The sequence below is a fragment of the Comamonas sp. JC664 genome, from assembly GCF_042647185.1.
The window spans coordinates 1-21,366 of record NZ_JBHRUZ010000020.1; the positions used below are offsets into that span (position 1 = coordinate 1).

The following is a 21,366-nucleotide window of genomic DNA, read 5'->3' on the forward strand; positions in this document are numbered from 1 at the left end:
GGGCTGGGTTTATTTCAGGCCGAGCACGTCGTACATGTCGAACAGGCCGGTCTTCTGGCGCGCCAGGTAGCGCGCTGCCCGCAGGCTGCATTGGCGTAACCGGCGCGGCTGCTGGACTTGTGCGAGATCTCGATGCGCTCGCCATCGCCGGCAAACAACACGGTGTGGTCGCCGACGATATCGCCGCCGCGCATGCTGGCAAAGCCAATGCTGTTGGCCACGCGCGCGCCGGTGTGGCCAAAGCGCTCGTAGACGGCGCGGTCGGCAGCTGTGTGCCCTGGGCCTCGGCAATCACCTCGCCATTTTCAGCGCCGTGCCCGAGGGGCATCGACCTTGTGCTTGTGGTGCGCTTCGACGATCTCGATGTCGTAGCCGCCTTCTTGCAAGGCCTTGGCCGCCATCTCCAGCAGCTTGAAAGTCACGTTCACGCCCACGCTCATATTGGGCGAGAGCATCACCGCCGTCTTGTCGGCAAACTGGCGGATCTGCGCCTTTTGCTCCTCGCTAAAGCCCGTGGTGCCGATGACCACGCCCACGCCGCGCTCGGCCGCCAGTGCCAGGTGGGCCAGCGTGCCTTCGGGCGGGTGAAATCGATCAGTACATCAGCGCCTTGCAAGCCCTGGGCCAGGTCGGCGGTGATCTGCACGCCGGTGTTGCGGCCCAGGAAGGCACCCGCATCAGTGCCCAGGCTGGGGTTGCCGGCGGCATCGAGCGCGCCGCTCAGCTGCAGGTCCGTGCTGGCCAGCACGGCTTCGATCAGCATGCGGCCCATGCGGCCGCTGGCGCCTGCAATGGCGACGGCAATACGGGGGCTGTTGTCGGGGGAGAGGGGGGCGGTCATGGGTAGTTTCCTGGGGCTCAAACGGGCGGCATCTCAGCAAACATCGGACACGGCCCAAAGACGGCGCTGGCCACCCGCTGCCAGTGCAGGGCGGGGGCATGCCAGCGCCATGGCATCAGCGCTGGGGGGATTCCAGCGGCGGGTAGCTGGCAGGCGGCGTGGCGGTGCTCGTGTCGCTGCTGCTGGTGTCGGCGCTGGGGGCGGGGCTGGCTGATCGGCCTTGTACTTGGCCAGTTCCTCGGGCGTTGCTTCCAGGCGCGGCACCTTGGGGTTCTTGATCGAGGTCGTGACCGAGGCGACGAACTCCTGCTCGCTGGGCATCTCATCGCCTTCAAAGCGCTCCAGGCCGGTGTCGTTGAAGTACACGGTAAAGCGGCGCTCCTGCTCGGGCACACCCTTGCGCTTGATGGTGAACACGTAGTCCCAGCGGTTGGCGTGGAACACGCTGGCCAGCAGCGGGGTGCCCAGCAGATCCTTGACCTGCTGGCGGCTCATGCCTTTTTGCAGCGCGTCGACCTGCTCCTTGGTGATCACATTACCCTGCACCACCTCCACCTTGTAGGGGGTGATGGCGCTGGCGAACTTACGGCTGGCTTCATTGAAGGAGCCGCAAGCGGCCACACTGGCGCCCAGGGCCAACAGCGCCGCCATGCGGACACCGGAACGAACAAATTCAGGCATGGTTTTAGACATAGCGATATGATCGGCCATTGTAGCGGCTGGTCTCCAGGCCTTCTCCAGAAGTCCGTATACCAATCGGGCCCACTTGAAAGACCTTGTTATGAAAAATATTGAAGAACTCAAAAGCACTGGCCTCAAGGCAACGCTGCCTCGGCTGAAGATTCTGGATATCTTCCAGAATGGTGCTCAGCGCCACATGACGGCGGAAGATGTGTTCCGCGTGCTGCTGGAAGAGCGCTCCGACATCGGTCTGGCCACGGTCTACCGCGTGCTGACCCAGTTCGAGCAGGCCGGCATCCTGATCCGCAGTAACTTCGAGAGCGGTAAGGCGGTTTACGAGCTCAACGAAGGCCAGCACCACGACCATTTCGTCTGCACCAGCTGCGGCAAGGTCGAGGAGTTCTATGACCCCGAGATCGAAAAGCGCCAGCAGTCCATTGCCAAGAGCAAGGGCTGGATCGTGCATGACCACTCGATGGCCCTGTACGGCCAATGCGCGGAGTGCGCGGTCAAGGCCAAATAAGCACGGCATCCCACCGCTGCCCGCCAGAATCTGAAAAGCGAAGCGCCGAAAACGCTTCGCTTTTTACGTTTTGCACACATAGCTTTACAGCAGCGCGACGGCACAGGCGCACCATGGGGCCTTCTGCACCAGGCTCCAGACTCCCCATGCGCCCTAACCGACTGCCCCGACTGCTCACCCTCAGCGCCGCCGCCTTGGCGGGCACCTTGTGGCTTGGCGCCTGCGCCTCCCATGCGCCGCCAGATGCGGCCAGCGCGCAGGCGGCGTTGCCCGATACGGCAGCGGTGCCGCTGAGCGCCACCCAGCGCCTGCAATGGCTGGACCGCGTCAGCTGGGGCGCGAGCGACAGCGCCGACCAGCAGCTCCAGCGCCTGGGCCTGCAGCGCTGGCTGGATGCGCAGCTCGCGCCGCGCCAGCCGCCCCGCCTGCCCGCCCAGGCCGAGCAGCAGATTGCGGCCTTGGAAATCAGCCAGCGCAGCATGCTGGAGCTGCAGCGCGACATTGCTGCGCAGCGCCTGGCTGCCCGCACCGCCACCGAGCAAGGCCAGGGAGAGGGCGAAGGCGCGCGCCTGCGCCAGGAAGTGCAGCGCCACCTGAACCAGCTCGCCGCCCAGGCCCAGCAGCGCCAGGTGCTGCGTGCGCTGTACTCGCCCGCCCAGCTGCAGGAGCAGATGACCTGGTTCTGGATGAACCACTTCAATGTCAGCACGCGCAAGGCCGAAACGCGGCTGTGGATAGCAGATTACGAGGAGCGGGCGATCCGCCCCAACGCCCTGGGTAACTTCCGCACGCTGCTCGAAGCGAGCATGCGCCACCCGGCGATGCTGCTCTACCTGGACAACGCCAGCAACGCCAAAGGCCACATCAACGAAAACTACGCCCGCGAGCTTCTGGAGCTGCACACCATGGGCGTGGGCAGCGGCTACACCCAGGCCGATGTGCAGGCCATGGCCCATGTGCTGACGGGCGTGGGCTTCAGCACCCGCGATGCCGATGCACCGCCGCCGCGGATGGACCCCGAGCTGCAGGCCGATTACCTGCGCGATGGCTTTTTCGAGTTCAACCCCAAGCGGCACGACTATGCGCCCCAGGTCTTGCTGGGCCAGCCGCTGCGAGCCAAGGGCATGGCGGCGGTGGACGAGGCGCTGGACCGCATCGTGGCCTCGCCCGCCACGGCGCAGTTCATTGCGCGCAAGCTGGCGGTGTTCTTTATCAGCGACAACCCGCCACCCGCCTTGGTGCAGCGCACGGCAGCGGCTTTCTCGCGCAGCCATGGCGATATGGCCACCACCTTGCGTGCGCTGCTGACCGCGCCCGAGGCGCTGGCCCAGCAAGGCCAGCGCTTCAAGGACCCCATGCACTATGTGCTGGGCGCCGTGCGCCTGGGCTATGACGAGCGCGTAGCCAGCGATGTGCGCCCGGTGATCGGCTGGATCAACCGCCTGGGCCAGCCCCTCTACGGCCATGAAACGCCCGATGGCTACCCCGTATCGCAATCGGACTGGGCCAGTTCCGGACAGATGGCCGCGCGCTTTGATGTGGCGCGGCAGATTGCGACACGCAGTGCCGTGCTGTTCCGCGCCGAACCTCAGGCCGCGCTGGAGCAGCCGCCGTACCCGGACCTGGCGCAGCGTGCCACCGCCCAGGCGCGCGTGGCCCAGTGGAGCGCGGCATCGCGCGACGCGCTGGCCAAGGCGCGCAATGTGCCCGACTGGAATACCTACTTTCTCTCCGCCCCCGAAATGATGGTTCGCTGACGAGGTACGCCATGCAAAGACGCCACTTTCTCTCTGCCGCCGCCAGCCTGCCGCTGGCCTTCAGCCTGGCACGGGCCCGCGCAGCAGCGCCCCGCAGCGATACACCGCGCTTTTTGCTGGTGTTCTTGCGCGGCGCCTACGACAGCAACAGCCTGCTGGTGCCCACGCACAGCGACTTCTACTACGCCGCGCGCCCCACGATCGCCATCGCACGCCCGGGCGAGGCCAATGGCGCGCTGCCGCTGGATACGCGCTGGGGCCTGCACCCGGCGATGGAAGGGAGCGTGCTGCCGCTGTGGCGCAGCAAGCAGGCCTGCTTTGTGCCCTTTGCCGGCACCGACGACCTCTCCCGCAGCCATTTTGAAACCCAGGACTCGATCGAGCTGGGCCAGCCGCTCGATGCCCACCCGAGTTTGCGCAGCGGCTTCATGAACCGCCTGGCGCAAACCTTGCAGGGGCGCAGCGACCTGGCGCCGATGGCGTTCACCGCGCAACTGCCGCTGTGCATGCGCGGGCCGGCCCGCATTGCCAATACCGCGCTGGCCAATGTCGGCAAGGGCGGCGTGGATGCCAACCGCAGCCGCGCCATTGCCGCGATGTATGCCGGCACCGCACTGGCGCCTGCCGTCAACGAAGGCTTTGAGGTGCGCGCGGCCGTGCTGCGCGGCATGCAGGAGGAGATGGACAAGGCCGGGCGTGATGCCATCAGCGCCAAGGGCTTCAGCCTGGTGGCCCAGCGCATGGCCACTTTGATGCGTGACCAGTTCGATCTGGGCTTTGTCGATGTGGGCGGCTGGGACACCCATGTGAACCAGGGCAATGCCAGCGGCAACCTGGCCAACCGGCTCGATGACCTGGGCCGGGGCCTGGCCGCCTTTGCGCAGGAGATGGGCGCCGAGCCCTGGCGCCACACCGTCGTCGCGGTGGTCAGCGAGTTTGGCCGCACCTTCCGTGAAAACGGCAACAAGGGCACCGACCACGGCCATGGCACCGCGTACTGGATATTGGGCGGCGGCCTGTCGGCGCAGGCCGGTGGGCGCATTGTGGGCGAGCAGATCGAGGTGAGCGAGGCGAATCTGTTCCAGAACCGCGACTACCCCGTGCTCAACGAGTACCGCAGCGTGCTGGGCGGCCTGTTTGCGCGCATGTACGGCCTGTCAACGGCGCAGCTGCAGCAGGTGTTTCCGCAGGCCGCGGTCAAGGACCTGCGGCTGGTTTGAGGCTGCAGGCCTCGGTGGTTTTAAAACTCACGCCCGCTGGCCATGGCCTTGCGGTGCCGGTCGACAAACTCCTGGTAGGTGTCAATGCCGCGCAGCTGCAAGATGGTGTTGCGCACCGCCGCTTCCACCAGCACGGCGATATTGCGGCCGGCCACCACCTGGATGACCACCTTCATCACCGGAATGCCCAGCACATCCTGGGTCAGCGGTGCGGCGGGCAGTCGGTCGTAGTCGCGCTCCATGGTTTCCTTGCGCACCAGGTGCACGATCAGCTTGAGCCGCATCTTGCGGCGCACGGCCGTCTCACCAAAGATGGCGCGGATATCGAGCAGGCCGATGCCGCGCACTTCCAGCAGGTTCTGCAGCAGGTCGGGGCATTTGCCCTCGATCGTGGTCTGGTTGATGCGGTACAGGTCCACGGCGTCATCGGCCACCAGGCCGTTGCCACGGGTGATCAGCTCCAGGCCCAGCTCGCTCTTGCCCAGGCCGGATTCACCGGTGATCAGCACGCCCATGCCCAGGATGTCCATGAACACGCCATGCATGGTGGTGCGGTCGGCGAAATGCTTGGACAGGAAGGCGCGCAGCACATCGATGACAAAGGCGGCCGACTCCTTGGTGGAGAACATCGGGATGTGCGCGCGCTCGCACATGGACAGCAGCTCGTCAGGGGCGCCCTGGCCATCGGCCAGCACCAGCACCGGCGGCTCCAGGGTCACGATGCGGGCGATGCGGCGGCGGCAGTCTTCGGTGGTGGAGTTGGTGAGGTAGGCGATCTCGCGCTCGCCCAGCACCTGCGCGCGGTAGGGGTGGATGTAGTTGAGGTAGCCCACCAGGTCGGCGCTGGAGCGGGCGCTGCGCACCGCCACTTCGTCAAAGCGGCGCTCGGAGGCCCCCAGGCCCGCCAGCCATTCCCAGCGCAGCGAGGCACGGAACTCCTCGAACAACACATCTGCGCTTACGACATTGGGTTTCACGGTGCAGTCCTTTCAAAGCCAGAGCGCGCAGCAAAGCCACCCGCCAGTGTGAAAGACTAGCAGGAAAAACGGGGTTCAAGGCAGATACGCGTGCTTGCTTGGGCCTGCTGGCGCTGGCGCAGGCGCGCGGCGTTCAGGCGTGGGCGGTCGAGGTGTTGTTGGTAGACGATTGCCAGGTGTCGATCATCTGGTGGAGCTGCTCGGCATTGGTACTGGCCTTCATCTGCTCGCGCAGGCTGGCATTGGACAGCAGCTCGGCAATCTCGCCGAGGATCTCCAGATGCTGCTGGGTGGCCGCTTCGGGCACCAGCAAAAAGATCAGCAGGTTGACCGGCTGCTCATCAGGGGCGTCAAAGCCAATGGCGCGCTCGAGCTGGAACACCGCCGCCATCGGGGACTTGAGGCCCTTGATGCGCCCATGCGGAATGGCCACGCCATGCCCCAGACCGGTCGAGCCCAGTCGCTCGCGTGCAAACAGGCTGTCGGTGACCAAGGCGCGCGAGAGGCCGTGCAGACTCTCGAACAGCAGGCCCGCTTCTTCAAATGCACGTTTTTTACTGGAAACATCCACACTCACTAGCACTTGAGCTGGAGGCAAGATAGAGGCAAGACAGTTCATAGTGGAGTGCGGCTATATGGCTAGCTACTGGAGAGCATGATCAAACGAACGCAGCAACACCTGGATGCAGGTGTTGCTGCACGTATTATCGGTCAGTACTCAAACAGAATCTTTTTCCTCAGCAAAAAGCAGAGGGTTTACGCCATTGCTTGCCGCAACGCATCGCTGTAGTGGGATTGAACACGTTGCTTGTGACGGGCCACCATACGGTCCAGCCTGTCGACCAAAGCATCTACCGCGGCGTACAAATCGTGGTGAGAGCACTGAACACAGAGTTCATCACCCTTCACCCGCAGATTGCACACCACACGCTGCCGTTTCTCCTTTTCCTTCTGCTTTTCCACCGAAAGTAAAACTTTGGCATCCACCACCTGGTCAAAGTGTCGCGTAATGCGCATCAGCTTGGATGTTACATATTCGCGCAGCGCCGGGGTCACCGCCAAATGGTGACCACTGATCGTCAGGTTCATGAATAAGTCTCCTTCTGCAAACCGAGAAAAGTGACTGAGGCCGTTTAAAACCCAAGCCACCCCGAGGGGGAAACACATGCATGCGTGTAAACCATGATGCGCCCGGACCTGCAAAATTGCAAGTCTATGACAACCCGGTTCACTGGGTTTCTGGGCCTGGGTGGCCGCGCAAGGCCGCCGCGTTGGTTACAAATGCGCCGCGCCGTGCTGCAAAAAATGGAGGGCCCATGCGCGGCGCATGGCGCTTTGGGCGCAATTGCAACCAGTGGCAAGCAGCGTTGACTTGGTGCGCCAGCACGTAAGGGCCTACGTGTTCGAGGCGCTGCGGCGCCCAATACTGCACTGCAATCCAAGGCATCCCGGCAACCCGGGCGAGGTCATGGGGGGTGACGACTACAATCGAGCGCTTGCCTTGCCGAGGTTGCGCGGCTGTCCGTGCCTTCCGTTTTCCCGCAGGGTGCCTGTCCATAGTTCTGCATCACCATGACCCAGCCCGTACCTTCTGCACTGCATACCTCCAAGCTCCATTCCCTGCCCCTGCTGGCCCGCGGCAAGGTGCGCGACAACTACGCCGTCGGCAACGACCGCATCCTGATGGTGGCCTCGGACCGTCTGTCGGCCTTCGATGTGATCATGGGCGAGCCCATTCCGGGCAAGGGCGCATTGCTGACGCAGATGGCGCTGTACTGGTTCGACAAGCTCGGCGACATCTGCCCCAACCACCTGACCGGTGAGGCGCCCGAGTCGGCCGTGCAGCCCGATGAAGTGGCCCAGGTGCATCTGCGCTCCATGCTGGTCAAGCGCCTGAAGCCCGTGCCGATCGAGGCGGTGGTGCGTGGCTACCTGGCGGGCAGCGGCTGGAAGGAATACCAGGAATCGCAAGCGGTCTGCGGCGTGCCCCTGCCCGCTGGCCTGATCAACTCCGCCAAGCTGGCCGAGCCCATCTACACGCCAGCGGCCAAGGCCGAAGCGGGCGAGCACGATGAGAACATCACCTTTGAGCGCACCGTCGAGATGGTGGGCCCCGAGCTGGCCGCGCAGATCCGTGACATCAGCATCGCCATCTACAAGAAGGCCGCCGCGATTGCGCTGACCAAGGGCATGATCATTGCCGACACCAAGTTCGAGTTTGGCCTGGATGAAGACGGCAAGCTGGTGCTGATGGACGAGGTGCTGACGCCCGACAGCTCGCGCTACTGGCCGGTGGAAGGCTATGCCGACGCGCTGGCGACCGGCGCCAACCCCCCAGCTATGACAAGCAGTTTGTGCGCGACTGGCTCGAGCAGGCCAAGGTCAATGGCAAGCCCTGGGACAAGACGGCCCCGGCACCGCGCCTGCCGCAAGAAGTGATCGACAAGACCGCGGCCAAGTACCGCGAAGCGCTGGAGCGCCTGACGGCCTGACGGCCTGACGGCTGGGGGCCTGATGGCCCCGCAGGCTGGTATGTGCTGCGGCCCGCTCAGGCCGTGGCGCTCAGTCTAGCGTCTGCCTTTTTCAGCCACAGGCGCAGGCTGTCCACCAGGTCTTTGCGGCTGAACGAGCAGCTTTCCTCGTCAAACAGCGCGCTCGATTCGAGCCGGTCGAGCAGCTGCAGCAACACCTCCTGGAACTGCGCAGGCAGCGCGCCGAGCAAATCGGTGTAGCCGCGTGCCTGCTGGCTCAGGGCCGCCGCATCCATGTGGCCGGCCTCGAAATGGTCCAGTCCGTCTTGTAAGGCACCCAACTGGCGCAGCGCAGCGGATTGCATGGGGGTCTCCTGGTGGCTCAACATGGCTGCAGTGTAGAGGCCTTTGTGCCGGCCGAGCCTGGGATTTGCCAGGGGCCATTGGCCGTGCAGCCTCGCCGCCCGGGCGCAAATGCCCGACAATAGCCCCCATGAATGCCCTGAACATTTCGGAAACCATGCAGGCCCTGGGGCTCCAGGCCAAACAAGCCTCTGCCCAGATGGCTAAAGCGCCTTCTGCTATCAAAAACAAGGCCTTGCTGGCGCTGGCACGTTTGCTGCGCGACCAGACCGAGGCCTTGCAGGCCGACAACGCCAAGGACCTGGCGCGCGCGCAGGCCAACGGCCTGTCTGCGCCGATGGTCGATCGCCTGCGCCTGACGCCCAAGGTGCTGGAGACCTGTGCCCAGGGCTGCGAGCAACTGGCGGCCATGGCCGATGTGGTGGGCGAGGTGGTGGGCATGAAGCAGATGCCCAGCGGTATTCGCGTGGGCCAGATGCGTGTGCCCCTGGGTGTCTTCGGCATGATTTATGAAAGCCGCCCCAACGTGACCATCGAGGCGGCCAGCCTGTCGATCAAGAGCGGCAATGCCTGCATTTTGCGCGGTGGCTCCGAAGCCATCGACTCCAACAAGGCGCTGGCACGCCTGGTCGAGCAGGCATTGCAGGAGGCTGGTTTGCCCGCCACAGGCGTGCAGCTGGTGCAGACCACCGACCGCGAGGCCGTGGGCCAGCTGATTGCGATGCCCGAATTTGTCGATGTGATCATTCCGCGCGGCGGCAAGGGCCTGATCGAGCGCATCAGCCGCGAAGCCAAGGTGCCGGTGATCAAGCACCTGGACGGCAACTGCCATACCTATATCGATGCGCCTAGTGATCTGGACATGGCCGTCAAGGTGACGGAAAACGCCAAGACGCAGAAATACAGCCCCTGCAACGCGACCGAAAGCCTGCTGGTGGCGCGCGCCGTGGCGGCAGATTTTCTGCCCCGCATTGGCGCGGTGTTTGCGGCCAAGGGCGTGGAGATGCGTGCCGATGCCGAAGCGCTGGCGCTGCTGCAGGGCGTGCCCGGTGCCCGCCTGCAGGCGGCGACCGAGCAGGACTGGTCCGAAGAGTACCTGGCCGCCGTCATCAGCATCAAGGTGGTGGCTGGGGTGGACGAGGCGATTGCCCATATCAACCACTACTCCAGCCACCATACCGATGCGATCATCACGCGCGACCACATGCATGCGCAGCGTTTTTTGCGCGAAGTGGATTCGGCCAGCGTCATGGTCAACGCCAGCACGCGCTTTGCCGATGGTTTTGAGTACGGGCTGGGCGCCGAAATCGGCATCAGCACCGACAAGTTCCATGCCCGGGGACCGGTGGGTATCGAGGGGCTGACCTCGCTGAAATACATTGTGCTGGGCGAAGGTGAAGTGCGCGGCTGATGCCGGTCGCTCCCAGCTGCTCTGGCTCGCTGGTCGGTGATCTTTGCTGACCGGCCGCCTCTTGCCCACGTTATGATGCGGCCATGCCAGGCCGCTCCCTAGCGGCTGGCGCCTCATGCTATGAAAATTCTGATCCTCGGCGCAGGCCGCGTGGGCGAGAGTGTCGCCGAAAGCTTGCTGAGTGAAAAAAACGACATCACCGTGATCGACACGGATGGTGTGCGCCTGCGCGATCTCGAAGGCCGCTTCGATCTGCGTGGCGTGGTGGGCAATGGCATCAGCCCCGAGGTGCTGGCCGAGGCCGGTGCGGCGGACACGGACATGCTGATCGCCTGTACCTCCCAGGACGAGACCAATCTGACCGCCTGCAAGATCGCGCAGGTGCTGTTCAACATCCCCACCCGCATTGTGCGCGTGCGCTCGGTGGCACTCAAAAGCCATGCCGAGCTGCTGTCCGACACCGGCTTTGGGGTGACGCATGCCTTCTGCCCCGAAGAAGCGCTGATGGGCTACATCGGCAAGCTGGTGACCTACCCCGAGGCGCTGCAGGTGCGCGAGTTTGCCCAGGGCCATGTGGCGCTGGCGTCCGTGCGCGCACGCGGCGGCGCGCCGGTGGTGGGCTTGAGCGTGGCCGATGTGCGCCAGAACCTGCCCCATGGCACCGTGCGTGTGGTGGGCGTCTACCGCCGCTTTCACCACGAGGCCGACCGCCTGGTGCCGACCGAGGGCAGCACCCGCATCGAGCCGGGCGACGAGGTGTTTGTGCTGTCGGACAAGGAGCAACTGGGCGATGTGCTGGCAGCCTTCAACCGCCAGGTGGGTGAACAGGCCGAGGTGGTGCGCCGCGTGATGGTGGCCGGCGGCGGGCGTGTGGGCATGCGCCTGGCGCGCGCGCTGACCAAGGAATCGAGGCGCTTCCAGGTCAAGATCATCGAGAAAAGCGAGGACCGCTGCGTCTATCTGGCTTCGCGCCTGCCGTCGGATGTGCTGGTGCTCAAGGGCGATGCGACCGACGAGACCTTGATGGAGAACGAGAACGTCGAGGATGTGGACCTGTTCGTGGCCATCACCGATGATGACGAAGACAACATCATGTCCTGCCTGCTGGCCAAGAAGCTGGGCGCGACCCGGGTGCTGGCGCTGATCAACCGCCGCACCTATGCCGACCTGATGCATGGCACGCAGATTGATATTGCGCTGTCGCCCGCCCAGGCCACCCTGGGCGAGCTGCTCGCTTATGTGCGCCAGGGCGATGTGCAGGCCGTGCACAGCCTGCGCCGGGGCGTGGCCGAAGCGATCGAGATTGTGGCGCGTGGCGATGCGAAAACCTCGCGGGCCGTGGGCCGGCGCGTGGGCAGCCTGCGCCTGCCGCGCGATGTGCACATCGGCATGATTGTGCGCGGCCTGCCCGCGCCCGATGCGCGCAACACCAATGGCAGCGAGGCGGCCGAGCGCGATGAAGACGAGCGCGATGACGAGCAGGTGGAGGTGATCGTGCCCACCAGCGGCACCATCATCCAGAGCAATGACCATGTCATTCTCTTCTTGCCGAACAAGCGCCTGGTGCATGAGGTCGAGGCCCTGTTCCGTGTCGGGGTGACCTTTTTCTAGGCCCGGCCGATGACTGATCTTCGACCCGTGCTGCGCGTATTGGGCATTTTGCTGCTGATGTTTGGCGGCACGATGGCCGTGCCCGCGATCTCCTCGCTGTGGGCGGACGATGGCGTATTTGGCGTCTACCCGCTGACCATGGGCATCACCTGGGCCTGCGGCACGGTGCTGTGGTGGATGGCTCGGCATGAGCAGCGTGAGCTGCAGGCGCGCCACGGCATCATGCTGGTTGCCTTTGTGTGGATGGTGTTCCCGTTGTTTGCGGCGCTGCCGCTCTACCTGGGCTTTGAGCGCATCGACCGGGCGCTGAGCTGGCAGCATGCCTATTTTGAAGCGGTCTCGGGCCTCACAACCACCGGATCCACCGTGCTCAACCATGTGGATACCTTGCCGGTGTCGCTCAACATCTGGCGCACCTTTCTGCAGTGGATGGGCGGCATGGGCATCCTGATTCTGGCTGTGGCCATCCTGCCGATGATTGGCATGGGCGGCAGCCAGCTCTTCCGCGCCGAGGCGGCTGGCCCGGTGAAGGACACCAAGCTCACGCCGCGCATGGCCGAAACCGCCAAGGGGCTGTGGGGTGTGTACGGCCTGTTTTCCGTACTCTGCGCGCTGGCCTACTGGCTGGCCGGCATGACGCCGCTGGACGCGGTGATGGTCATGTTCACCACGGTGAGTCTGGGCGGTCTCACCCCCCATGACGCCAGCTTTGCCTATTTCAATTCACCGCTGATCGAGGGCATTTGCACCGTCTTCATGCTGCTGGCCAGCTGCAACTTCGCGCTGTATTTTGTGGCCATCCGCAAGCGCAATGTCTGGGTGCTGTACCGGCAGCCTGAGTTCCGCGCCACCATCGGCACCTTGCTGGGTGGCGGCTTGCTGGTGGCGGCACTGCTGTGGTTCAAGGGGGTGTATGGCCCGCTGGAATCGCTGCGCATGGGCGTTTTCCACACCGTATCGGTTGCGACCACCACCGGCTATGCAGCCGTCGATTTCGGGCTGTGGCCGCCTTTTGCGCCGGTCTTCATGCTGCTGCTGTCGGGGGTGGCCACCAGTGCGGGTTCGACCGGCGGCGGTATCAAGATGATCCGCATGCTGCTGCTGCTCAAGCAAACCCGGCGTGAAATGCGGCGCCTGGTGCACCCCAATGCAGTGCAGCCGGTGACGGTGGGCGGCCTGGCGGTGGATGAGCGGGTGATTTTCTCGGTGCTGGCCTTCATGCTGGTGTACTGCGCCACCATTGCGGTGCTGACCATGGCCTTGCTGTTCACGGATATGGATTTGCAAAACGCGCTGGGCGCCGTGCTTGCCAGCGTGAACTGTGCCGGTGTAGGCTGGGGCGACCTGGGCCCCAGCAACAATTTTGCCGGGCTGACCAGCTTCCAACTGAGCGTGACCACCTTGGGCATGCTGATGGGCCGGCTGGAGATTCTCAGCTTTCTGGCCCTGTTGACGCCGGCTTTCTGGAGAAGGTGAGTGCTTGCTAGGTAGGGCGGCAGCAAAGTTCTGGTGACTTTGGCCCTCAACTCTCTACAATTGGTACTCAATTGTTTTTTGCTCGTTTTTTTTGAGCCCTCAAACAGTATTCATTTATGGTCCCGAATCTCATAACAGCCCTAACGGGGCCCATCAACGAATTGGAACAGCGCATGCTCGATGCCATGCCCGCGATCGAGCGCTGGTTCCGTCTGGAGTGGATGGAGCACACGCCTCCGCTCTATTCGTCGGTGGATATCCGCAATGCTGGCTTCAAGCTCGCACCGGTTGATACCAACCTGTTCCCTGGCGGTTGGAACAACCTGACGCCAGAGATGGTGCCGCTGGCTGTGCAATCGGCGATGGCTGCGATTGAAAAGATCTGCCCTGAGGCGCGCAACCTGCTGATCATTCCCGAGAACCAGACGCGCAACCCGCAGTACCTGGCCAATCTGGTGCAGCTGCAGCATATCTTCTCGATGGCGGGGCTGAATGTGCGCATCGGCTCGATCGATCCGGAAGTCAAGGAGACGATCAAGCTCAAGGTGGGCAACAAGGAGCTGGTGATCGAGCCGGCGCTGCGCCATGGCCGCCGCGTGGGCCTGAAGTATTTCGACCCCTGCACCATCTTGCTGAACAATGACCTGTCCACCGGCGCACCCGGCATTCTGGAAGAGGTCTACGAGCAGTTTGTGCTGCCGCCGTTGCATGCGGGCTGGAGCGTGCGCCGCAAGAGCCGCCATTTTCAAAGCTATGAAGAGGTGGCCAAGCGCTTTGGCAAGCTGATGGGGATCGATCCCTGGCTGATCAACCCGATGTTCAGCAGCCGCAAGGGCGTGGACTTCACCGATGGCAGCGAGCATGCACTCGATGAGTTGCGTGAAGATGTCGACGTGATGCTGACCAAAGTACGGCGCAAGTACAAGGAATACGGCATCAAGGAGACGCCCTTTGTCGTCGTCAAGGCCGACAACGGCACCTATGGCATGGGCGTGATGAGCGTGCATGACGCCAAGGAGCTGCGGCAGCTGTCGGTCAAGACCAAGAACCAGATGTCGCTGGTCAAGGACGGCCAGCAGGTGCACGACATGATCATCCAGGAGGGTGTGCAGACCGTCGAGCGCATGGACAAGGAAGCGGCCGAGCCGGTGGTCTACATGATTGACCGCTATGTGGTGGGCGGCTACTACCGCGCCCACTCGGACAAGGGCGCGGAGGACAACCTCAATGTGCCCGGCGCGCATTTCATCCCGCTGTCGTTTGAGCACGGCATCTCGCCGGGCGATTCGGTGGGGGCCAGCGCACCCAACCGCTTCTATATGTATGGCGTGGTGGCGCGGCTGGCGATGTTGGCGGCCAGCTATGAGCTCGAGGCGACCGATCCGGACGCCGAAATCTACGACTGAGCCGTTTGCGGCCTTCCTACAACCTCTGATTGCCGCCCGCTCCTGATCCGCCATTCGGGCTTGTCCGGATGCGCGGCTTCACTGCGGGCGCAACAACAGGCGCACAATGCAAACCAATCCACTACAAGCATGCCTGATGCGGCATGGCACAAAGGCTTGATGTGCAACACAACAATAAATCCGCACTGCCCGCGCTGACCCTAGGCGCCATCGGGGTGGTGTATGGCGATATTGGCACCAGCGTGCTGTATTCGCTCAAAGAGGTGTTTGGCTCAGGCCATGTGCCTTTCACCCACGACAACGTCTATGGCGTGCTGTCCATCCTGTTCTGGACCTTGACGCTGATCGTCTCGCTCAAATATGTGGTCCTGGTGCTGCGGGCGGACAACAACGGCGAGGGCGGGCTGATTGCGATGCTGGCACTGGCCTCGCAAGCGGTCAAGGACAAGCCCAAGCTGCGCTCGGTGCTGATGCTGGTCGGCATCTTTGGCACCTGCCTGTTCTACGGCGATGGCGTGATCACGCCTGCGATCTCGGTGCTCTCGGCCGTCGAAGGCCTGGAGGTGGTCTCGCCCGGCTTCAAGTCCTGGGTGATTCCGCTCACCTTGGTGGTCTTGCTGCTGCTGTTTTGGGTGCAAAAGCGGGGCACGGCGGGCATCGGCAAGTTCTTCGGGCCCATCATGGTGGTCTGGTTCATCTGCATTGCCGCCTTGGGCGTCTGGAACATTGTGGACCACCCGCAGGTGCTGTGGGCGCTCAGCCCGCACCATGCGCTGGGCTTTATCGGCCGGCATCCGGGCATCAGCTTCATCATTCTGGGCGCCGTGGTGCTCTGCGTGACCGGGGCGGAGGCCTTGTATGCCGACATGGGCCATTTTGGCCGCAAGCCGATTCGCCTGGCATGGTTCAGTGTAGCCATGCCGTCCCTGGTGCTCAATTACTTTGGCCAGGGCGCGCTGGTGCTGGAGAACGCCGAGGCAGTGAAGAACCCCTTCTTCATGCTGGCGCCCGGCTGGGCGCTGCTGCCCCTGGTGCTGCTCGCGACGATGGCGACGGTGATCGCATCGCAGGCGCTGATCACCGGCGCGTTCAGCGTCACCAAGCAGGTCATCCAGCTCGGTTACCTGCCGCGCATCCAGATCCTGCACACCAGCGTGCGTGACACGGGGCAGATCTACATCCCCTTTGTGAACTGGAGCCTGTTCCTGACCATTGTGCTGGCAGTGATCCTGTTCAAATCCAGCAGCAATATGGCGGCGGCCTACGGGATTGCGGTGACCCTGGACATGACCATCACCACGGTGCTCACCTTCTTTGTATTGCGCTATGGCTGGAAATATGCGCTGTGGATGGCGCTGGCGCCGACGGTGTTCTTCTTCTGTATAGACATCACTTTCTTTGCCTCCAATCTGCTCAAGCTGTTCGATGGCGGCTGGTTCCCGCTGGCCATCGGTCTGTGCCTGTTTGTCGTGATGATGACCTGGAAGCGCGGGCGTGAGCTGGTCTACCAAAAGCTGCATGCCGATGGCATCGACCTGCAGTCCTTCCTGCAGATGGTGCTGCAGGCGCCGCCCACGCGGGTGCCGGGCACGGCGGTGTTTATGACGTCTGACGCCCATGTGGTGCCCACGGCCTTGCTGCACAACCTCAAGCACAACAAGGTGCTGCATGAGCAGAACATGTTCGTCAACATCGTCTACCACGAGGTGCCCTGGATCGGCCTGGAAAAGCGCGCGGTGATCGAGCCGCTGGGCGGCGACTGCTGGCGCGTGCAGCTGAACTACGGCTTCAAGAACGATGTGGATGTGCCCAATGCGCTGCACCAACTGCGCGGCCATGGCTGCGATACCGGGCAGATGGTGACCAGCTACTTCCTCTCGCGCGATGTGTTTGTGCCCACGGACAAGACCAGCGCTGGCATGGCACCTTGGCGGCAGAAGTTGTTTGCCCAGATGCACCACAATGCAGCAGGTGCGGCAGAGTTCCTGCTGCTGCCGAGCAACAGCGTGGTGGAGCTGGGCTCGAAACTCGAAATTTAACCAGCCAGGGCTGCTCACCCGCTGCGCGCACCCCGGGCCAGCGAACACCTTGGCGGCGCGAAAGGGTGTATGCGGTTTTTCAAGGACATGAGCGCATCGGCGCTCATCGCAGGCTTTGTCACGGTGCTGGTGGGCCTGACCAGCTCCATTGCGATTGTGTTCCAGGCGGCGCAAAGCTTTGGCGCCACGCCGGCGCAGGTCTCGTCCTGGGTCTGGTCGCTGGGCATCGGTGTCGGTCTGTGCTGCTGGGTGCCCAGCATCTTGCTGCGCAAGCCGGTGGTCGTGGCCTGGTCCACGCCCGGGGCCGCGGTGCTGGCCACGGCCGGCGCCACCGGGGCGTTTGGCATGGGTGATGCCATTGGCGCCTTCATCATCAGTGCGGTATTGATTGCGCTGGTAGGCATGACGGGCTGGTTTGAGCGGCTGATGAACCGCATCCCGATTGCGATTGCCTCGGCCTTGCTGGCGGGCGTGCTGACCCGCTTTGGCCTGGATGCCTTTGCCGCCGCGCAGACCAATACCTGGCTGGTGGTGGCCATGCTGGTCACCTACCTGCTGGGCCGGCGCCTGCTGCCGCGCTATGCGGTCATGCTCACCTTGGCAGTCGGCATTGTGGTGGCGCTGCTGCAGCACAAGATCCAGTGGTCTGCCGTGCAGCCGGGCCTGACGATGCCGGTGTTCACCATGCCCAGCTTCAGCTGGCAGGCCGCCATCAGCCTGGCGCTGCCGCTGTTTGTGGTTACGATGGCCTCGCAGAACCTGCCGGGCGTGGCCATCATCCGGGGCTCGGGCTATGACCTGCCTATCTCCAAGCTGATCACGATGACGGGCCTGGCCACCTTGCTGCTGGCACCCTTTGGCGCCTTTGGCATCAACCTGGCGGCCATCACCGCCGCCATCTGCATGGGGCCGGAATCCCACCCCGACAAGGCCAGGCGCTATGCCGCCGCTGTGGTCTGCGGTGTCATCTATGTGCTGATTGGCTGGTTCGGGGTCGTCATTGCGGGACTGCTGACCGCATTCCCGCATGAGCTGGTGGTGGCAATCGCCGGCATCGCGCTGCTGGGCACCATCGGGGGCGGGCTGCACACGGCCTTGCAAGGCGAGCAGTACCGCGAAGCGGCGCTGATCACCTTCCTGGTGGCGGTGAGCGGCGTAACAATAGCCGGAGTGGGATCGGCCTTTTGGGGCGTGGCCGCAGGCAGCCTTGCGCTTTTTGTGCAACATTACGGCAAGCGCCGCTCGGCTTGAGCGCGCCCAGTTCTGTTCGTTTCTGCTTGCGTGGCCCTCTGGTGGGCAGGCAAGGCCATTGAATACACAGGGCGGCCCCAGGCCGCCGACCCACACCATGCATATCCTCTTTGTTGCCGATCCGATTGAGTCCTTCAAGATCTACAAGGACAGTACCTTCGCGATGATGCGCAGCGCCCAGGCGCGCGGCCACCGCATCACCGTCTGCGAGCCGCGGCACATCCGCTGGATCAGCGGCGAGAAGGTCTCGGCCCAGGTGCGCGACATTGTGCTGACCGGTGACGAGACGCGCTGGTTTGACGAAGCATCTGGCCGCCGGGCCGAGCTGGCCGAATTCGACGCCATCGTCATGCGCAAGGATCCGCCCTTCGACAGCGAGTACTTCTACGCCACGCACCTGCTCGGCCAGGCCGAGCGCGAAGGCGCCAAGGTCTTCAACAAGCCCGCCGCCTTGCGCGACCACCCCGAAAAGCTGGCCGTGATGGAATTTGCCGAATACGCGCCCGTGACCCTGGTCACCCGCAGCGCGCAAGATATCCGCGACTTCCACGCCGAGCACAAGGACATCATCTTGAAGCCCCTGGACGGCATGGGCGGCATGGGCATCTTCCGCGTCGGTGCCGATGGCATGAACCTGGGCAGCATCATCGAAACCTTGAACCTGGACGGTGCCCAGAGCGTGATGGTGCAAAAGTACCTGCCTGAAATCACCAAGGGCGACAAGCGCGTGCTGATCATTGGCGGCCAGCCCGTGCCGTTCTGCTTGGCGCGCATCCCGCAGGGCAATGAAGTGCGTGGCAATCTGGCCGCTGGCGGCAAAGGCGTGGCCCAAGCGCTGGAGCCCGAGGACCGGGCCATCGCCGAGCACATCGGCGCGCGTCTTGCGCCGCGCGGCTTGCTGCTGATCGGTCTGGACATCATTGGCCACCGCATCACCGAGATCAATGTCACCAGCCCCACCTGCTTCCAGGAGATCGAGCAGCAGGCCGGATTCCCGGTGGGTGACATGTTCATCGAAGCGCTGGAAAAGGCCGTTGCAGGCGCCGTCTGACACACGCCTGCAAAAAAGACGGACGTTTTCCTGACGCCTCGGGAAAACGCCTATACAATAGCGTCTATCGACAGCACGATGCCTTGCAAAGCTGCCAGACTCGAAAGAGGGCGGTTCGCAAGGTTTGCTTTTTTGAGGTGCTGACAAGGGGCTAGCGGAAACGCTAAAAACTTTGTCAAGCAGTTCAAAAAGCTGTGCTACAATACAAGGCTTCGCTGATCGCGGCGAAGGGGATCTGAGGGTTGAGGCTCTTGGGTCAGGTCTTTAAAAATTAACAGCCGATAAGCGTGGGCGTTTGGTGGCGATTGCCATATGTTCTTCGGAGCAAAACAAGCGCTCACTTTAAACAGTAATGAGGAAGATTTTTAATCTTCTTGATTCCGTCAAGTGAGTGAGTAGTCGAGAGACTTTAAATTCAAGATCGAACTATAGAGTTTGATCCTGGCTCAGATTGAACGCTGGCGGCATGCTTTACACATGCAAGTCGAACGGTAACAGGTCTTCGGATGCTGACGAGTGGCGAACGGGTGAGTAACACATCGGAACGTGCCTAGTAGTGGGGGATAACTACTCGAAAGAGTAGCTAATACCGCATGAGATCTAAGGATGAAAGCAGGGGACCTTCGGGCCTTGCGCTACTAGAGCGGCTGATGGCAGATTAGGTAGTTGGTGGGATAAAAGCTTACCAAGCCGACGATCTGTAGCTGGTCTGAGAGGACGACCAGCCACACTGGGACTGAGACACGGCCCAGACTCCTACGGGAGGCAGCAGTGGGGAATTTTGGACAATGGGCGAAAGCCTGATCCAGCAATGCCGCGTGTAGGATGAAGGCCCTCGGGTTGTAAACTACTTTTGTACGGAACGAAAAGCTCTCTTCTAATAAAGGAGAGTGATGACGGTACCGTAAGAATAAGCACCGGCTAACTACGTGCCAGCAGCCGCGGTAATACGTAGGGTGCGAGCGTTAATCGGAATTACTGGGCGTAAAGCGTGCGCAGGCGGTTATGTAAGACAGAGGTGAAATCCCCGGGCTCAACCTGGGAACGGCCTTTGTGACTGCATAGCTAGAGTACGGTAGAGGGGGATGGAATTCCGCGTGTAGCAGTGAAATGCGTAGATATGCGGAGGAACACCGATGGCGAAGGCAATCCCCTGGACCTGTACTGACGCTCATGCACGAAAGCGTGGGGAGCAAACAGGATTAGATACCCTGGTAGTCCACGCCCTAAACGATGTCAACTGGTTGTTGGGAATTAACTTTCTCAGTAACGAAGCTAACGCGTGAAGTTGACCGCCTGGGGAGTACGGCCGCAAGGTTGAAACTCAAAGGAATTGACGGGGACCCGCACAAGCGGTGGATGATGTGGTTTAATTCGATGCAACGCGAAAAACCTTACCCACCTTTGACATGTACGGAAGTGACCAGAGATGGACATGTGCTCGAAAGAGAACCGTAACACAGGTGCTGCATGGCTGTCGTCAGCTCGTGTCGTGAGATGTTGGGTTAAGTCCCGCAACGAGCGCAACCCTTGCCATTAGTTGCTACGAAAGGGCACTCTAATGGGACTGCCGGTGACAAACCGGAGGAAGGTGGGGATGACGTCAAGTCCTCATGGCCCTTATAGGTGGGGCTACACACGTCATACAATGGCTGGTACAAAGGGTTGCCAACCCGCGAGGGGGAGCTAATCCCATAAAGCCAGTCGTAGTCCGGATCGCAGTCTGCAACTCGACTGCGTGAAGTCGGAATCGCTAGTAATCGTGGATCAGAATGTCACGGTGAATACGTTCCCGGGTCTTGTACACACCGCCCGTCACACCATGGGAGCGGGTCTCGCCAGAAGTAGGTAGCCTAACCGCAAGGAGGGCGCTTACCACGGCGGGGTTCGTGACTGGGGTGAAGTCGTAACAAGGTAGCCGTATCGGAAGGTGCGGCTGGATCACCTCCTTTCTGGAAAACAGCTTCGCTGTTTCGGTGGATGCTAACTTTGTGCAAACAAAGTTAAGTGCCATCGGCACGGCAGGAGCCAAAAAAGCAATCAAGATTGAACGCCCACACTTATCGGTTGTTGGAACACAAGCCAGGTGGCTAGCTCACAAGAGTTAGCTGCGTGGAATGGGTCTGTAGCTCAGCTGGTTAGAGCACTGTGTTGATAACGCAGGGGTCGTTGGTTCGAGCCCAACTAGACCCACCATTAGATTCCAACGGATTTAGAGGTTGAGCTTATGCCGCTTTGGTTAATCGGAGTAGATTCTGATTGACTAGAGCCAAGCAGTGCGAGGCGTC

The 21,366-nt window shown here is 62.6% G+C and carries 14 protein-coding genes, 1 tRNA gene, 1 rRNA gene and 3 pseudogenes; 13 read left to right on the top strand and 6 right to left on the bottom strand.

The features are described from left to right. Window positions 1-14 precede the first annotated feature (14 nt). Together dapB and ACFODQ_RS03175 are read right to left on the bottom strand one after the other, a co-directional pair. Window positions 15-841, bottom strand: a pseudogene (dapB, locus tag ACFODQ_RS03170) (4-hydroxy-tetrahydrodipicolinate reductase). Window positions 842-956: 115 nt separating this feature from the next. After that, window positions 957-1,534: pseudogene (locus tag ACFODQ_RS03175) on the bottom strand (outer membrane protein assembly factor BamE). A gap of 88 nt (window positions 1,535-1,622) precedes the next feature. Between ACFODQ_RS03175 and fur the strand changes: the two are divergent. The 3 genes from fur to ACFODQ_RS03190 all read left to right on the top strand — a co-directional run bounded on the left by fur (window position 1,623) and on the right by ACFODQ_RS03190 (window position 5,022). Beyond that, window positions 1,623-2,045 (top strand): ferric iron uptake transcriptional regulator, encoded by a 423-nt coding sequence (gene fur / locus ACFODQ_RS03180; protein ID WP_021025553.1) that lies wholly within the window; start codon window positions 1,623-1,625, stop codon window positions 2,043-2,045. A gap of 146 nt (window positions 2,046-2,191) precedes the next feature. Beyond that, a complete protein-coding gene (locus tag ACFODQ_RS03185; RefSeq protein WP_116927818.1) occupies window positions 2,192-3,802 on the top strand; it encodes a DUF1800 domain-containing protein in 1,611 nt (536 codons plus the stop codon). Between the two features lie 11 nt (window positions 3,803-3,813). Then, window positions 3,814-5,022: a DUF1501 domain-containing protein gene (locus tag ACFODQ_RS03190; RefSeq protein WP_182343861.1), complete on the top strand. Its 1,209-nt coding sequence runs from the start codon at window positions 3,814-3,816 to the stop codon at window positions 5,020-5,022. A 20-nt stretch (window positions 5,023-5,042) separates the two neighbouring features. Here ACFODQ_RS03190 and hprK read toward each other — a convergent pair whose 3' ends face one another. The 3 genes from hprK to hpf all read right to left on the bottom strand — a co-directional run bounded on the left by hprK (window position 5,043) and on the right by hpf (window position 7,088). Then, entirely contained in the window at window positions 5,043-5,999 is a 957-nt protein-coding gene (gene hprK, locus ACFODQ_RS03195) for an HPr(Ser) kinase/phosphatase (protein ID WP_021026712.1), read from the bottom strand. Window positions 6,000-6,132: 133 nt separating this feature from the next. Continuing rightward, a complete protein-coding gene (locus tag ACFODQ_RS03200) occupies window positions 6,133-6,618 on the bottom strand; it encodes a PTS sugar transporter subunit IIA (protein WP_116927816.1) in 486 nt (161 codons plus the stop codon). Between the two features lie 137 nt (window positions 6,619-6,755). Beyond that, complete coding sequence (hpf, locus tag ACFODQ_RS03205; protein WP_116927826.1) at window positions 6,756-7,088, bottom strand: ribosome hibernation-promoting factor, HPF/YfiA family; 333 nt, start codon at window positions 7,086-7,088, stop codon at window positions 6,756-6,758. A gap of 483 nt (window positions 7,089-7,571) precedes the next feature. Here hpf and ACFODQ_RS03210 point away from each other — a divergent pair. Beyond that, window positions 7,572-8,491 (top strand): annotated as a pseudogene (locus ACFODQ_RS03210) (phosphoribosylaminoimidazolesuccinocarboxamide synthase). Between the two features lie 56 nt (window positions 8,492-8,547). On the opposite strand, the gene ACFODQ_RS03215 reads toward ACFODQ_RS03210, so the two are convergent. Continuing rightward, window positions 8,548-8,859 carry a hypothetical protein gene (locus ACFODQ_RS03215; protein WP_377015048.1) on the bottom strand — a complete coding sequence of 104 codons (312 nt, stop codon included), beginning with the start codon at window positions 8,857-8,859 and terminating at the stop codon, window positions 8,548-8,550. A gap of 53 nt (window positions 8,860-8,912) precedes the next feature. On the opposite strand from ACFODQ_RS03215, the gene ACFODQ_RS03220 reads away from it, so the two are divergent. From ACFODQ_RS03220 to ACFODQ_RS03260, 9 genes are all read left to right on the top strand, one after another. Then, window positions 8,913-10,244, top strand: a complete 1,332-nt coding sequence (locus ACFODQ_RS03220; protein WP_260720303.1) for a glutamate-5-semialdehyde dehydrogenase — start codon at window positions 8,913-8,915, stop codon at window positions 10,242-10,244. A gap of 120 nt (window positions 10,245-10,364) precedes the next feature. Continuing rightward, window positions 10,365-11,855, top strand: a complete 1,491-nt coding sequence (trkA, locus tag ACFODQ_RS03225) for a Trk system potassium transporter TrkA (RefSeq protein WP_260718328.1) — start codon at window positions 10,365-10,367, stop codon at window positions 11,853-11,855. A 9-nt stretch (window positions 11,856-11,864) separates the two neighbouring features. Next, on the top strand, window positions 11,865-13,331 hold the full coding sequence (locus tag ACFODQ_RS03230) for a TrkH family potassium uptake protein (RefSeq protein ID WP_116927813.1): 1,467 nt from the start codon (window positions 11,865-11,867) through the stop codon (window positions 13,329-13,331). Window positions 13,332-13,447: 116 nt separating this feature from the next. Next, the gene (gene gshA, locus ACFODQ_RS03235; protein WP_021026705.1) at window positions 13,448-14,737 is read left to right on the top strand and encodes a glutamate--cysteine ligase; all 1,290 of its coding nucleotides are present in this window, start codon (window positions 13,448-13,450) and stop codon (window positions 14,735-14,737) included. A 161-nt stretch (window positions 14,738-14,898) separates the two neighbouring features. After that, window positions 14,899-16,776 (top strand): potassium transporter Kup, encoded by a 1,878-nt coding sequence (locus ACFODQ_RS03240; protein ID WP_232539464.1) that lies wholly within the window; start codon window positions 14,899-14,901, stop codon window positions 16,774-16,776. A gap of 69 nt (window positions 16,777-16,845) precedes the next feature. After that, window positions 16,846-18,027 carry a benzoate/H(+) symporter BenE family transporter gene (locus tag ACFODQ_RS03245; protein WP_182343855.1) on the top strand — a complete coding sequence of 394 codons (1,182 nt, stop codon included), beginning with the start codon at window positions 16,846-16,848 and terminating at the stop codon, window positions 18,025-18,027. Between the two features lie 97 nt (window positions 18,028-18,124). Continuing rightward, window positions 18,125-19,078, top strand: a complete 954-nt coding sequence (gshB, locus tag ACFODQ_RS03250) for a glutathione synthase (protein WP_116927810.1) — start codon at window positions 18,125-18,127, stop codon at window positions 19,076-19,078. A 423-nt stretch (window positions 19,079-19,501) separates the two neighbouring features. Continuing rightward, window positions 19,502-21,030 (top strand): 16S ribosomal RNA (locus ACFODQ_RS03255). A 167-nt stretch (window positions 21,031-21,197) separates the two neighbouring features. Further along, window positions 21,198-21,274 (top strand) — tRNA-Ile (locus tag ACFODQ_RS03260). Window positions 21,275-21,366 lie beyond the last annotated feature (92 nt).